Origin of the sequence: Sphingomonas sp. ACRSK (genome assembly GCF_022346685.1) — a bacterium.
Lineage (GTDB): Bacteria > Pseudomonadota > Alphaproteobacteria > Sphingomonadales > Sphingomonadaceae > Sphingomonas > Sphingomonas molluscorum.
This window is the reverse complement of record NZ_JAKRNR010000015.1, coordinates 47,047-60,265: the sequence shown is the minus strand read 5'-3', so window position 1 is coordinate 60,265 and position 13,219 is coordinate 47,047. Positions and strand designations below refer to the sequence as shown.

General features: G+C 68.1%; 14 protein-coding genes. 4 read left to right on the top strand and 10 right to left on the bottom strand.

All coding sequences use genetic code 11. The features are described 5' to 3' along the window. Window positions 1–7: 7 nt before the first annotated feature. The 3 genes from MHZ35_RS09920 to pgsA are packed head-to-tail and all read right to left on the bottom strand — an operon-like array spanning window position 8 to window position 1,265. Window positions 8–445 carry a molybdenum cofactor biosynthesis protein MoaE gene (locus MHZ35_RS09920; RefSeq protein WP_239435455.1) on the bottom strand — a complete coding sequence of 146 codons (438 nt, stop codon included), beginning with the start codon at window positions 443–445 and terminating at the stop codon, window positions 8–10. Next, window positions 442–699 (bottom strand): molybdopterin converting factor subunit 1, encoded by a 258-nt coding sequence (gene moaD / locus MHZ35_RS09915; protein ID WP_239435454.1) that lies wholly within the window; start codon window positions 697–699, stop codon window positions 442–444. The genes MHZ35_RS09920 and moaD overlap by 4 nt, the downstream gene beginning before the upstream one ends. After that, window positions 699–1,265 carry a CDP-diacylglycerol--glycerol-3-phosphate 3-phosphatidyltransferase gene (gene pgsA, locus MHZ35_RS09910; RefSeq protein ID WP_239435453.1) on the bottom strand — a complete coding sequence of 189 codons (567 nt, stop codon included), beginning with the start codon at window positions 1,263–1,265 and terminating at the stop codon, window positions 699–701. The genes moaD and pgsA overlap by 1 nt, the downstream gene beginning before the upstream one ends. A 131-nt stretch (window positions 1,266–1,396) precedes the next feature. On the opposite strand from pgsA, the gene MHZ35_RS09905 reads away from it, so the two are divergent. Then, on the top strand, window positions 1,397–2,686 hold the full coding sequence (locus MHZ35_RS09905) for an MFS transporter (protein WP_125960593.1): 1,290 nt from the start codon (window positions 1,397–1,399) through the stop codon (window positions 2,684–2,686). Between the two features lie 324 nt (window positions 2,687–3,010). Here the strand turns inward: MHZ35_RS09905 and MHZ35_RS09900 are convergent, their stop codons facing one another. The 7 genes from MHZ35_RS09900 to MHZ35_RS09870 are packed head-to-tail and all read right to left on the bottom strand — an operon-like array spanning window position 3,011 to window position 10,651. Beyond that, window positions 3,011–4,063 carry a UDP-glucuronic acid decarboxylase family protein gene (locus MHZ35_RS09900; RefSeq protein WP_239435452.1) on the bottom strand — a complete coding sequence of 351 codons (1,053 nt, stop codon included), beginning with the start codon at window positions 4,061–4,063 and terminating at the stop codon, window positions 3,011–3,013. Next, a complete protein-coding gene (locus MHZ35_RS09895; protein WP_239435451.1) occupies window positions 4,063–5,148 on the bottom strand; it encodes a CgeB family protein in 1,086 nt (361 codons plus the stop codon). Before MHZ35_RS09895 ends, MHZ35_RS09900 begins: the two co-directional genes overlap by 1 nt. Further along, window positions 5,145–6,233, bottom strand: a complete 1,089-nt coding sequence (locus MHZ35_RS09890) for a CgeB family protein (protein WP_239435450.1) — start codon at window positions 6,231–6,233, stop codon at window positions 5,145–5,147. Before MHZ35_RS09890 ends, MHZ35_RS09895 begins: the two co-directional genes overlap by 4 nt. After that, window positions 6,230–7,342, bottom strand: a complete 1,113-nt coding sequence (locus tag MHZ35_RS09885) for a CgeB family protein (RefSeq protein ID WP_239435449.1) — start codon at window positions 7,340–7,342, stop codon at window positions 6,230–6,232. Before MHZ35_RS09885 ends, MHZ35_RS09890 begins: the two co-directional genes overlap by 4 nt. Beyond that, the gene (locus MHZ35_RS09880) at window positions 7,339–8,442 is read right to left on the bottom strand and encodes a glycosyltransferase family 4 protein (protein ID WP_239435448.1); all 1,104 of its coding nucleotides are present in this window, start codon (window positions 8,440–8,442) and stop codon (window positions 7,339–7,341) included. The genes MHZ35_RS09885 and MHZ35_RS09880 overlap by 4 nt, the downstream gene beginning before the upstream one ends. Further along, the gene (locus MHZ35_RS09875; RefSeq protein WP_239435447.1) at window positions 8,442–9,542 is read right to left on the bottom strand and encodes an SDR family NAD(P)-dependent oxidoreductase; all 1,101 of its coding nucleotides are present in this window, start codon (window positions 9,540–9,542) and stop codon (window positions 8,442–8,444) included. Before MHZ35_RS09875 ends, MHZ35_RS09880 begins: the two co-directional genes overlap by 1 nt. Next, window positions 9,539–10,651, bottom strand: a complete 1,113-nt coding sequence (locus tag MHZ35_RS09870; protein ID WP_239435446.1) for an NAD-dependent epimerase/dehydratase family protein — start codon at window positions 10,649–10,651, stop codon at window positions 9,539–9,541. Before MHZ35_RS09870 ends, MHZ35_RS09875 begins: the two co-directional genes overlap by 4 nt. 228 nt (window positions 10,652–10,879) lie before the next feature. On the opposite strand from MHZ35_RS09870, the gene MHZ35_RS09865 reads away from it, so the two are divergent. From MHZ35_RS09865 to MHZ35_RS09855, 3 genes are read left to right on the top strand one after another with little or no spacing between them, the layout of a single operon-like run. Beyond that, window positions 10,880–11,467: a histidine phosphatase family protein gene (locus tag MHZ35_RS09865; protein ID WP_239435445.1), complete on the top strand. Its 588-nt coding sequence runs from the start codon at window positions 10,880–10,882 to the stop codon at window positions 11,465–11,467. Continuing rightward, on the top strand, window positions 11,464–12,270 hold the full coding sequence (locus MHZ35_RS09860; RefSeq protein ID WP_239435444.1) for a TIGR04290 family methyltransferase: 807 nt from the start codon (window positions 11,464–11,466) through the stop codon (window positions 12,268–12,270). Before MHZ35_RS09865 ends, MHZ35_RS09860 begins: the two co-directional genes overlap by 4 nt. Then, a complete protein-coding gene (locus tag MHZ35_RS09855) occupies window positions 12,267–13,202 on the top strand; it encodes a glycosyl hydrolase (protein ID WP_239435443.1) in 936 nt (311 codons plus the stop codon). The genes MHZ35_RS09860 and MHZ35_RS09855 overlap by 4 nt, the downstream gene beginning before the upstream one ends. Window positions 13,203–13,219: the final 17 nt, after the last annotated feature.

Here is a 13,219-nt window from a genome sequence, read left to right as displayed (position 1 = left end):
CCCTTTTCTAGCGCCAGCGGTCGGCCGCGCCGGCATCGCCATCGCGGGCTGCGACCCAGCGCGCACCTTCTTCGCGACGCTCGCGTTTCCAGAACGGCGCATCGGTCTTGAGCCGGTCGATCAGGAAGGCGCAGGCCTCCAGCGCCGCATGGCGATGGGGTGCGGCGGTTGCCACCAGCACGATCCGCTCGCCGGGAGCCATGGGGCCCACGCGATGGACCACGGCCACCGCGTGTAGCTGCCAGCGCGCGACCGCCTCCTCGGCGAGGGCGCGCAACACGGCCTCGGTCATGCCCGGGTAATGCTCGAGCGCCAGTTCGCGCACGCCATCATCCTCGCGCACGAAGCCGGAGAAGCTCGCGACCGCGCCGGAACCGCTGCCCTCCACCGCCGCGAGTGTGGCGGCAAGGTCGATCGGCTCGAACTGGACCAGCGCGCGAATCATCCGCCGGTCACCGGGGGAAAGATCGCGACTTCGCGGGCTCCGCTGATGGAAGCGTCGAGCGGCACGAAGCGCTGGTCGACCGCAGCACGCAGCCGCGCGCGATCGGCCAGCGCCTCGGCGTGCGCAGGGCTGCGAGTCGAGAGCCAGTCGATGAGGTGCTCGACCGTGCCCACGTCCGCGGGAGGATCGACGCTCTCCGCCCCCGCCCCGATCGTCTCGCGCACCCAGGCGAAATAGAGCATGGCAAGCGCCATCAGCTGTCCATGTGCTTGAGGCCGACGCGCAGATAGTCCCAGCCGGTGACGAGGGTCAGGACGGCCGCCCCCCAGAGGCAGGCGAGCCCGACCGCGCGGACCCACAGGATGTCCGGGACCGCACCGGCCAGGATCAGCGCCCCGAACGCGACGAGCTGCAGCGTCGTCTTCCACTTGGCGAGCTTGGAAACGGGCAGCGAGACCTGCAACCCCGCAAGAAACTCGCGCAGGCCCGACACGGCGATCTCGCGCAACAGGATGACGAGCGCGGCGATGAGGTGGATGCCGGTGATGAGGGCGGTATCGTGCCGCGTTCCCACCAGCATCAGGATCACGGCTGCGACCATGATCTTGTCCGCGATCGGATCCAGGAAGACCCCGAGCTTCGACACCGTGCCGTTCGAGCGGGCAAGATACCCGTCGAAATAGTCGGTGACGCCCATCAGGCAGTAGAGGGCGAAGGCGATCGCGTAGCCGGCATGCCATTGCGGCCACCAGAGGAACGCGACCAGGAGAGGCACCGCGAAGATCCGCGAGAGCGTGAGGATATTGGGAAGCGTCAGCACCCGCCGGGGTCTAGCACCGGGGCGCGAGCGGGGAGAAGCTTTAATCGCGCATTGAAGCCGCTTGCCACGCTGGGCTATGGCTACGGGCATCAAGCCTGCGCGATGCAACGACACAAGGTACTGACGACACGATGCTGAATGCGCTCGGGCTGCTCAGGAAGCGCCGCTTCCTTCCCCTGTTCGTCACGCAGTTTCTGGGTGCCTTCAACGACAACCTGTTCAAGCAGGCGATCGTGCTGTTCGCGACCTACCAGATCTTCTCGGACGCGCAGGCAGAACAGAATTTCAACGCTCTGGCGACGGCGATCGGGATCATCCCCTTCTTCGTCCTCTCGGCGCTGTCCGGCCAGCTCGCGGACACGAGCGACAAGGCACGGATCATCCGCATCGTGAAGACGGCCGAGATCGGCATCATGATCTTCGGCGCGGCGGGCGTGTTCGTGGCGCAGGCCGGGTGGATCAATCTCGGCCTCGCGATGATGCTGGGCGCCGTGCTGCTGCTGGGCACCCACTCGACCTTCTTCGGGCCGATCAAATACGCGATCCTCCCGCAGCATCTGAAGGAGGATGAGGTGCTGGGCGGCACCGGGCTGGTGGAAGCCGGCACCTATCTCTCGATCCTGCTGGGAACGGTGATCGCAGGATGGATCTCCGTCGAGGCTTCCGCGATCCTGGTGATCGGGGTTGCGGTGATCGGCTGGATTACGGGCCGCATGGTGCCCGCGGCCCCCCGGCTGGGTGCCGAACTGAAGCTCAACTACAACCCGATCACCTCCTCGTGGAAGCTGGTCGCGGCGACGATGCACATCCGGCGGCTGTTCCTGGCGATCCTCGCCATCAGCTTCTTCTGGACGATCGCGTCGGTGATGATCGTGATCTTTCCGCCGCTGGTGAAGAACGTGCTCACCGCCAACGAGCGGGTTGCCAGCCTCACCATCGCGATCTTCTCGGTCGGGGTGGCGATCGGTTCGGTGGTCATCAATGCGCTGCTGCGCGGCAAGGTCTCGGCGAAATATGCGCCGGGCTCGGTGATCGCGATGGGCGTCGCCGTGATCGCGCTGTCGCTGGAGGCGCGTGGCTGGGTGCAGGCGCCGGCCGGGACGTTGTATGGCTTCTACGACTTCATCACGCTGCCGCGCGCGGTCGGGTTGCTGCTGACGATGCTTGCCGTCGCAGTCACCGGCGGCATGTTCGTGGTGCCGCTCTACGCCTTCCTGACCACCACGGTCACCAAGGACCAGACCGCGCGGACGGTGGCGGCCAACAACATCGTTAACGCAGGCGCGATGACAATCGGCGCAATCGTGGTGAGCGCCGTCAGCGCGGCCGGGGTGACGCCGGAGGACATGCTGCTGGTGGTCGCCGGCATGTGCGTGCTCTCCGCCTGGCTGGCCTGGAAGCTGCACTGCGCGTGCGACTGAACCGCCGCTTCAGGCCGCAAGCGCGGCTATAGCAGGAAGGTGTAGAAGCAGACGAAGAAGGCGGTGAAGCTCAGGACGAAGAGCTTCAGATCCTCTTCGCTGCTGGCGTCCTTCGATGCCTTGCGAGCATCCGCCAGAGCACGGCGAAAGGGATGCGGTGGGCCGGAAACGGCCACAGGCGAGTGCGCGTGTCGTTGTTCCATAGGAACAGGTTAACGCGTCGTTTACGATTTGCACGTTCGTCGCCGACGTACCGGGTCCCGATATGAAACGCCCCGCCCCGGCTACTGCCGGAGCGGGGGCACGACGTTTCTAGGAGTTGGATCAGGCGCGGGCGCGCAGCGGCTCCTGGATCTCCGGCTGGGCCGGCTCGACCCCCAGTTCTTCCGCGAACCAGGCGCTGGTGCGGGCGAGCCCGTCCTCCAGCAGCACGGTCGGCTCCCAGCCGAGCACGGCCTTCGCGCGGCTGATGTCGGGACGACGTCGGCGCGGATCATCCTGCGGCAGCGGGTTGTAGGTCACGCGACCCTCGACGCCGGTCGCGACCAGCACCTTTTCCAGCAGCTCGTTCACGGTGAACTCGGTCGGATTGCCGAGGTTGACCGGCTCCATCGGATTGATGTCGCTTTCCATCAGCCGCATCAGCGCATCGACCATGTCGGAGACGTAGCAGAAGCTGCGCGTCTGGCTGCCGTCGCCATAAACGGTGATGTCGCGGCCCGACAGCGCCTGGCAGATGAGGTTGGAGACGACGCGGCCGTCGTCCGGATGCATCTGCGGGCCATAGGTGTTGAAGATGCGGGCCACGCGCACTTCCGCGCGGTTCATGCGGGCATAGTCGAAGGTCAGCGCCTCGGCAGCGCGCTTGCCCTCGTCATAGCAGGCGCGCGGGCCGGTGCAGCTCACCCAGCCGCGATAGCCTTCTGCCTGCGGATGCACTTCCGGGTCGCCATAGACTTCGCTGGTGGAGGTGAGCAGGAAGCGCGCGCCGGTCTTCTCAGCCAGGCGCAGCAGGTGGTTGGTGCCGACCACGTTGGTGAGCATCGTGTGCTCGGGGTCGGCCTGGTACTGCGGCGGCGAGGCGGCGCAGGCGAGATTGTAGATGCGCGTGATGCGATCGGCCCGTTCGAGCACCGCCTGGGGCAGCGGGTTGACGATGTCCGCTTCCACGAAGGTGAAGTTGGGCAGCGTCTCCAGCAGCCGCAGGTTGGACGGACGCGCCGTCTGGAGATTGTCGAGGCACAGCACCTCATAGCCCTGATCCACCAGCGCCCGGCAGAGGTGCGAGCCGATAAAGCCCGCTCCGCCCGCGACCAGCGCCACTCCAGCTTCGTTCTGCGCCATGTTCCGCTCCTTCTTGTCCCTTATGTCGTTCATCAGGCGGCTCCTGCCAAAGCAGACTGCGGCACCTGTCGTGCTGCCGCTTCGGTGAGGTGCAGTTCCAATTCTGCGGCGCGGTGCGCAGCGGTATGGGCGTCCAGCACGCGGGCGCGTGCCGCCTCCCCCATTGCCGCGGCATCCGCCCCTTCGATCGCGGCGATCACGGCGGCGCCATCGTCCGCCAGCAGGATCTCGCGGCCGGGAGTGAACAGGTCTTCGATCCCCTCCCAGCGATCCGACACGATCGGGGTTCCGCAGGCGCCCGCCTCGAACAGGCGCACCGAGGGCGACCAGCCCGCCGCGATCATGTCCGCACGCGTCACGTTGAGGGTGAAGCGCGAGGCCGAATAGAAGTCGGCGTGCTCGGACGGCGGCAGATGGTCGATGCGCTCGACGTTCGCCGGCCAGTCGATGCTGTCGGGATACTGCGGCCCCGCCACCACGAAGCGGCGGTGCGGCAGCGCCCGCGCCGGCTCGATCAGCAGCCGCTCCAGCGTGGGCTGGCGATCGTCGCTGTAGGTGCCGAGGTAGGAGAGGTCCCAGCGCTTCTCCGTGCCGGTCGGCGCGTAGAGCGCCGGGTCGACCGAGCAGTAGAAGGCACGCGCCGCCGGCGATCCATAGGTGCGCTCGAGCCGCTCCAGCGTCGGCCCGCCGGTGAACGACAGGTAGAGGTCGTAGCCGGGGATGACCTCTGGCGAGAGATATTCGAAGTCGCCGCGTTCGAGCTTCGCGAGCGTCACCGGCGTGTCGATGTCGTAGAAGGCGGTGACGCCCTCAGCGACCTGCTGGACATAGCGGGCGACCGCTACGCCCTCCGGCACATAGGAGCCGACGATCACCGCATCGGCGCCCGCGATCTCCTCGCGCCAGGCGTCCAGCCCGTCCAGATCGGCGTAGAATTTCAGCCGGCAATAGTCGGGATCGACGTGGTCGCGATGCGACGCATACCAGGGCACGTCCCGCTCCAGAAACAGGATGTGGTGCCCGCGCGCGGCATAGGCCTTCAGCAGCGCGCGGAAGGTGGTGGCATGGCCGTTGCCCCAGGAAGACGACAGCGAGAGGCCGAGGACGACGAGCTTCATGCGACTTCCCGCTGCCGCTCGGCATGGGCCTGGAACAGCTGGTCCACCTGCGCGCCGCGCAGCGTGTAGGTGTGCTCGGCGAGCACGCGCTTGAGCGCCGCCTGGCCGATCGCCTCCGCCCGCTCGGGCGTGAGCGCGGCGAGATGGTCCGCCACATCCTGCCCGTCGCGCGCGACCAGCACTTCCTCGTTGGGCACCAGGAACTGCTCGATGCCTTCCCACGCGTCGGTGATAAGGCAGGCGGCAGCGCCCGCCGCCTCGAACACGCGGGTCGCGGGCGAGAAGCCGACATTTGCCATGCTGTCGCGGGCCACGTTCAGCACCGCACGCGGGGTGCAGTTGAAGGCATTGTGCTCGGCCGTATAGACGTGACCGCGATGGCGGACGTTGCCGGGCATGGCCTTGGTCTCCCAGCCATTGCCGCCGATCAGGAACTGCTGCTCGGGGAGCGCGGCCGCGGCCTTCAGGAAGAACTCTTCCACGCGTGCCTCTCGGTCCGGCAGGCGATTGCCGAGAAAGGCGAGGTCGCAGGCGAAGCGCGGGTCGGGCTCGACCGGGAAATGGGTCGTCGGGTCGAGCGCGTTGTAGACCGGCACGCAGTCGGCGGCGCCGAAACCCTTGTACGCGTTCACGACCGGCGGACCGCCGCCATAGGTGAACACCGCGTCGAGATCCGGAAGCGCGCGGCGCACGGGATGGTCCGCGTCGGCGCGCATTTCGTCCAGCGTGGCGGCGGCGTCGACGTCCCAGAAGATCTTGAGCGCGTGCGGCGCGGCATGCTCGACGATGCCCTCCAGCAGTTCGCGGTCGAACACACCCACGCCGTTCGCCTTGACGACGATGTCCGCGTCCGCCGCCTCGGCAAGCACGCCGCGCATCGCCTCTTCCGTCGCCGGATAGACGATCGAGCGGGCCCAGTCGGGTGCGTCGATGTCGCGGTGCTTCTGCCGGTCGAACGCGTCGGGTTCGTAGAAGCTGATCTGGTAGCCGCGCTGCGCCAGATCTCGCAGGATGCCGCGGTAATAGGTGGCGGCGCCGTTCCAATAGGACGACACCAGGCTTGATCCGTAAAAGGCGATCTTCACGCCACGTTCCTCTCAACTTGCGGGGCGCCGAGGCTCGCGACGACGGCGAGCAGCTCGTCGACGCGGTGGGCGCAGGTGTGGCGGGCGCGGATCGTCTCCAGCCCGGCGGCGGCGAGGCTCGCCCGCAGGTCCGGATCGTCGCGCAACGCCGTCAAGTGGCGGGTCATCTCGGCGCCGTCGCGGGCGACGAGATAGTCGGTGCCCGGGCGGAACAGCCCCTCCGCATCCTCCCATGGCGCGGACACCAGCGGCAGCCCGCAGGCAAGCGCCTCGAACACGCGGATGGTGGGGATGCCGGGCAGGATGGTCGCGTAGTAGCGGCGCGGCACATGCACAGTGGCGAGATGCCGGGCGAAGATCTCCGGTGCCTTCGCATTGGGTGCCCAGCCACGATAGCGCGCGCCGTGCGAGGCGAGCATCGCCTTGGCCTCGTCCGGGTAGCGCACGCCGTAGATGTCGAGCGGCAGGCCGGCGGCATTGGCGGGGCGGAAGAGGAAGTCCTCCAGCTCCTGCGTGCGCTCGCCGTCGCCCCAGTTGCCGATCCACACCAGCCCCTCGCGGGTGCCCTCGTGCACCGGCGGGTGGAAGTGGCGCGTGTCGGCGGCCTCATGCCAGGTCCAGACGCGCCCTTCCCAGCCCCAGCGGCGATAGACCTCCGACAGCGTCTCGCCGAACGCGAGCACGCCGTCGTAGCCGGAAAGATCGAAGGCGCGGATCGCGTCGGGATCGCTGACGGCGCGGTGATGGGTGTCGTGGAACAAGAGCGTGAAGCGCCCGCCGCGCTTGCGCAGGTCGCCGATGGCGGCAACCAGCGCGGGGTCGTTCCATTCGTGGACGATCACCAGCTCGGCATCACCGACCAGCTCGGCCGGATCGGTGCCGGGCGCAAAGCTCTCCGACGACAGCTCCGGATAGGCGGTGCGATAGGGCTCCAGCCCTGCGTCACCGCCGTCGGCGAGCAGGTTGGCGAGGCTCCAATTGCCCTCCGGCTCCAGCGTGCGGACGTCGTGGCCGCGCGCGATCAGCTCCCGCAGCACGCCGCGCAGGAAATGCGCGTTGCCGTGATTCCAGCACGACAGCAGCGAATGGGTGAAATAGGCGATCTTCATGCCGCGGCACTCCGCGTGAGGGTTGCGCCGGGTTCGAGCAGGTCGCGGTAGAGCGCGGCCATGTCGCGCGCAACTGCCGCCGGCGTGTAGCGGGCGGCGCGCGCCTGCGCGGCCTCGCCCAACGCAGTGCGGCGCGCGGGATCGGCGCGGACCGCCTCGATCGCGGCGACGAAGCCGTCCTCGTCCTGTGGCGCCACGAAGACGGCCGCGCCGTCCCACAGCTCGCGGAAGGTCGGCAGGTCGGCGAGCACCAGCGGACAGCCGGCAGCCGCCGCCTCCAGCACCGCCAGCCCGAACGGTTCGAACCGAGCGGCAGAGACGAAGATCGGTCGCTGGACGAGCCACTCGGCCAGTTCCGCCTCGCTCAACAGCCCGAGCGGCTCGAGATGGTCGGCGGGCACCTGCTCGCCATGCGGGCCAACCAGGGCGCCGGCCGCGTGGAACGGCACCGGCAGCCGGGCGGCCACGCGGTCGAGCAGACGCGTTTGCTTGACCTGGTCCCAAAGCCGGCCGGCGGTGAACACGCAGTCGACGGGCTCGCCCTTGCCCACACACAGCGGCCGGCGGCCGTTGTGGACGGCGAGCGGCAGGTCGGTGAGGCCATAGGTGCGCTGGATCACCGCGGCGAACGCTGCGGTCGGCGCCACCACACGGCTGGCCGCGCGGAAACCCTGTTCGGTCAGCGTGCGCTGCCAGCGATAGTCCGGCGGCAGCTTGGTGCCATTGGCGGCGTCCCACCAGGTGGCGAGACAGCCATGCGCCACCGCGACCACCGGCACGCCGAACGCGCCGCTCGCCGCCAGCGTCGGCATGTTGCAGTGAACGAGATCGAAGCCCTGTTCCCGAACCAGCTTCGCCAATGCCTCGCCAGCCTCGCGCACCGGCACGGGGCCGTCGCACAGCCAGTCGAGCGGCAGCCCGGTCTCGATCAGCGGGATACCCGCCGCCTCCACCGGCGCGCGCTGCGCGGCATTCGGCTCCGGCCCGAGCACCGCCACGGTCGGCGCGAAGCCGAGCGGGGAGAGCGCGCAGGCGAGATCGGTCGCATATTGCCAGACACCGCCCACGGCATCGGCGGTGATCAGGATCCGCGCCGCCATCAAGCAGCCCCTGCCGAGGCATCCGCCGCCGGGACGCCGATGGGCGCATTGATGCCGCGCGCCTCCGCCAGCCAGCGGGCCAGCCGGGCGACGCCGTCGTGCCAATCGACGCGCTTGCCCAAGCCCAGCGCGGCCTGCGCCTTGCGCGTGTCCGCGACGAAATAGCGCTGGTCGCCGGCGCGCCAGTCGGAGAAGCTCAGGTCGACATCACGGCCGAGCACTTCGCCGATATAGGCCAGCAGCTGGCGCAAGCTGATCGCATTGTCCGGGCCGCCGCCCAGGTTGAACGCCTGCCCCGCAACCGCATCGATGTTGCGCCATGCCGCGACATAGGCATCCACCGCGTCCGACACGTCGAGGATGTCGCGGACCTGATGCCCGTCGCCGTAGAGCGTGATCGGCTTGCCCTCGAGCGCGCGGATCAGGAAATGGGCGACCCACCCCTGGTCCTCGGTACCCATCTGGCGCTGACCGTAGATGCAGCTCATCCGCAGCACCGCGGTCTTCAGGCCGAAGCTGCGGGCATAGTCGAGCACATATTGGTCGGCCGCCCCCTTGGAGCAGCCATAGGGCGTGTGGAAGTCGAGCGGGCGCGCCTCGCCGATGCCGTGCGCACGCACCTCTGCGTCCACCGGGCGATAGGCGTCGTCCTCCAGCGCGAACTCCAGGTCGGCGAGGTCGCCGTAGACCTTGTTGGTGGACGCGAAGATCACCGGCGTCTCCGGCGACCGGGTGCGGATCGCGTCGAGCAGGTTGAGCGTACCGGCGATGTTGATGGCGAAGTCGTCGCGCGGATCGACCATGCTGGTGGTCACCGCCACCTGTGCCGCCAGGTGGAACACCGCCTTGGCCCCGGCGGCGGCATCCGCCAGCCGCGCCTCGTCGCGAATGTCGGCGTGCAGGAAGTCGATGCGGTCGCCGTGGCGCTGCTGCAGCCAGGCGAGGTTGGTGTCCACCCCCGCCCGCGACAGCGCGTCATAGACGAGCACGCGATGCCCCTCGCCGGCCAGACGATCGGCGAGGTTGGATCCGATGAAGCCCGCGCCGCCAGTGACCAGGATCGGCCGCGGGTCCGCCGCAGCGTTCCCCTCGCCCGTCATGCCACCAGGCCCCGCTTCTCCAATTCGGAGCGCATCTGCTCGACGCGGTCCTGGGCGGTCTGCTGCGCCACCCACTCCGCGAGTTCGGCCAGGCCCTGCTGGAAGTCCTGCTTCGCGCGGAAGTCGAGCTTCTCGGCCGCCAGCGTCGTGTCGCAGAAGCAATGGCGGATATCGCCGATGCGCGCCTTGCCCACCACTTCGGCGGTCAGGTCGTTCTTGCCCATCGCCTTGGCGAGTTCCTCGGCCACTTCCTTGACCGAGCGATGGTTGCCCGAGCCGATGTTGAACGTGCCGCCCACTGCCTGCGGCAGCACCAGCGCGTCGGCAAAGGCGCGTGCCACGTCGCTGACATGGACGAAGTCGCGGCGCTGCTCGCCGTCCTCGAAGATCAGCGGCGACTGGCCGTTGAGGAAGCGCGACGCAAAGATCGCGAGCACGCCGGTGTAGGGGTTCGACAGCGCCTGGCCGGGACCATAGACGTTGAACAGCCGCAGGCACACGCCCTCGATGCCATAGGGCTCGGCCATGATGTGGGTCGTGCGTTCCTGCACATATTTGTTGAGCGCGTAGATCGACGCGAGGTTCGGGCGCTTCCACTCCGGGGTCGCGACGGGGCTGAGCGGGCGGCCCTGCGCGTCGGTGGGCTCCCAATTCTTCTGGCCGTCCTTCAACGTTTTGCGCTCGGCGTTCTCGACCAGTTCGCCATCGGCGTCGCGGTAGAGGCCTTCGCCATAGATGCTCATCGACGAGGCGGTGACGACGCGGCGGACCGGCTTGTCGATCAGCGCCTCGAACAGCACCGCGGTGCCGACATCGTTGGTGGAGGTGTAGCGCTCGACCTCGTACATCGACTGGCCGACGCCGACTTCGGCCGCCAGGTGGACGACGCTGTCGACGCCGTCGAGCGCCTTCAGGACCGCATCCTTGTCGCGCACGTCGGCGCGGATCAGCTCGGCTTCCTTGTTGAGCATCTGCGAGCCGTCGGTCGCGCCATGGACCTGCTCGATCAGGCTATCGAGGACCCGCACTTCGTTGCCGCGTGCCAGCAGTTCGTCCGCGACGAAGCGCCCAATGAATCCCGCCCCCCCGGTGATGAGAACTCGTTCCATTCTTCCTCCCGCCCTCGACATCGGCTGCATCCCCCAGCCGTGCCTGCGTTGACTTGACCGTCCCAAGCCTGTTCAATGGCTTGCGACCCGGAAGAAGAAGCGCTTCTTCTTCATCTTTGTTCCCGAAAATCATTCCGGGCTGGAAACATTTTTCCCGGAGCGGGGAACCAAAGGGGGACGCGATGCGATTGCAGCATCTATGTTGATCCTGCCTTTCACGGGCGCGCATTGAGCGCGACCGTCCTTCTCGCGCGTCACGGAAGCCATGATGAGGTCGGCGCGGTTCTGAGCGGCCGGTCGGAGATCGCGCTCAACGCCGCGGGCCGCGCAGAAGCGGAGCGCTTGGCGGACCGTCTCGCCTCCACGTCGCTCCGCGCGATCCACGCCAGCCCCCGCCGCCGCACGCGGGAGACCGCGGAGATCGTCGCCGCCCGCCACGGCCTGCCCGTGATCCCGGTGGACGCGCTGGACGAGGTCGACTTCGGCGCCTGGACCGGACGCAGCTTCGACAGCCTTGATGGCGATGCGGAATGGGACCGCTGGAACGCGGAGCGGGCGACCGCCTCTACGCCAGGTGGGGAGACGATGGCGGCGGCCGTCGCGCGTGCGACGGCGCACATCGCCTCGCTCGAAGGCGACGGCGGCACGACCCTCTGCGTCAGTCACTGCGACATCATCCGCGGCGTGGCCGCGCAGGTCCTGGGGCTCAGCCTCGATCGGTTGCTCGCGTTCGATTGTGCGCCGGGCTCGCTTACCACGCTGGCACTGGCAGGAGGCCAGGGCCGCATCGTCACGCTCAACGAGGTGCCGCAATGACCAAGATGCCGACCGACCGGCTCCGCGAGGAAGTGGCGCGGCTCGCGCCCTGGTTCCACAACATCGACTTAGGGAGCGGCATCCAGACTGCGCCCGAGCATTTCCTGGGCGACTATCCCCGGTTCAAGTTCGAGCGCTTCGGTCCTGCCCTGCCGGAGGACATGACGGGCAAGACCGTGCTCGACATCGGCTGCAACGCCGGCTTCTACTCGGTGGAGATGAAGCGGCGCGGCGCGACGCGGGTGCTCGGCATCGACAGCGACGAGCGCTACCTGGCGCAGGCACGGCTCGCCACCGAAGCGCTGGGCTTCACCGGCGTCGAGTTCGCCAAGCTGTCGGTCTATGACGTGGCGTCGCTGGGCGAGAAGTTCGACCTCGTGATCTTCATGGGCGTGCTCTACCACCTGCGCCATCCGCTGCTGGCACTCGACCTCATCCGCGAGCATGTCGCCCGCGACATGATGCTGTTCCAGACGCTGCAGCGCGGGTCGGACGAGGTGTGCGAGGTGCCGGAGGATCACCCCTTCTATGTGCCGGGCACCTATGATGCGCCCGCCTATTTCGACGATCCGGGCTATCCCAAGATGCACTTCATCGAGCGCGAATATGCGCACGACTGGACTAACTGGTGGGCACCCAACCATGCCGCCTCGGAGGCGATGCTGCGGGCGTCCGGCTTCACCGTCGAGGCACGCCCGGAGCGTGACGTCTATCTGTGCCGCGTGGCGCCGGTTCCCTATGCGGAATACGGCCCTGCGGCAGTCTACCCGGCCCGCGGGCCGGAACAGGGGGGAAGCAAGTGATCGAAGCCGCGATGCTCTGGAACGAGCCGAACAACAAGTCGCACTGGGATCCCGAGCTCGACCCCGAATGGGCAATCTTTGCCGACACGATGGTCCGGGCAGGCAATGCGATCCAGGCGATCAATCCGGCGATCACGCGCGTGCTCGGGGGCATGTCGCCGATCGATCCGGCCTGGGTGCAGCGGATGGAAGCGCGCGGCGTGCTCGACGCGGTCGATGCGGTCGCGGTGCACGGCTTTCCGCTCGACTGGAACCTGTGGCCGATTCACGCTTGGCCCGAAAAGATCGCCGAGATCGAGGCGGTGACGGACAAGCCGATCTGGGTGACCGAGGTCGGCGTCGGATCGTTCGGGGCGGAGGAGGTGCAGGTGTTCGGCGTCAACCGGACCGCCGAGCTTCTGATCGGCCGCGTGCCGCGCATCTTCTGGTATTCGCTCTACGACCTGCCGCAGAGCTGGGGCGCCACCACCCGCCACCGCGAGGCGGAAGGGTCGAGCTACTACCGCCATTTCTACATGGGGCTCATCCGCGAAGACGGCACCCCCAAGCCCGCGCTCGACGACTATGCCAAGGTGGCCTCCGAGATGGGGCTGATGCAGTGGTTCCATTTCGAGGATCCGCGCCTGGACGAGGCGGTCGCCTGGATGAAGCGGCTTGGTACCAAGAAGCTGCGCACGGGCCTCAGCTGGGCGGACAGCTTCCGCCCCAACGCGCTCGACTGGTTCGACCGGCAGATGGAGGCAATCGCCGACTTCGACGTGACCGTCACCTTCTGCTTCACGCCGGAGCATCTGGGGCCGGGCAAGCATCACACCAGCCCGCCGTACGAGCCGCAGCAGTTCGCCGATTTCTGTGCGTGGATGATCGACCGCTATGCCCCCGCGGGCGGCATCCAGGCGGCGGCCGAGCCCGCGCTCGAAATGCGCGCCTGATCCTATATCCAACCAGG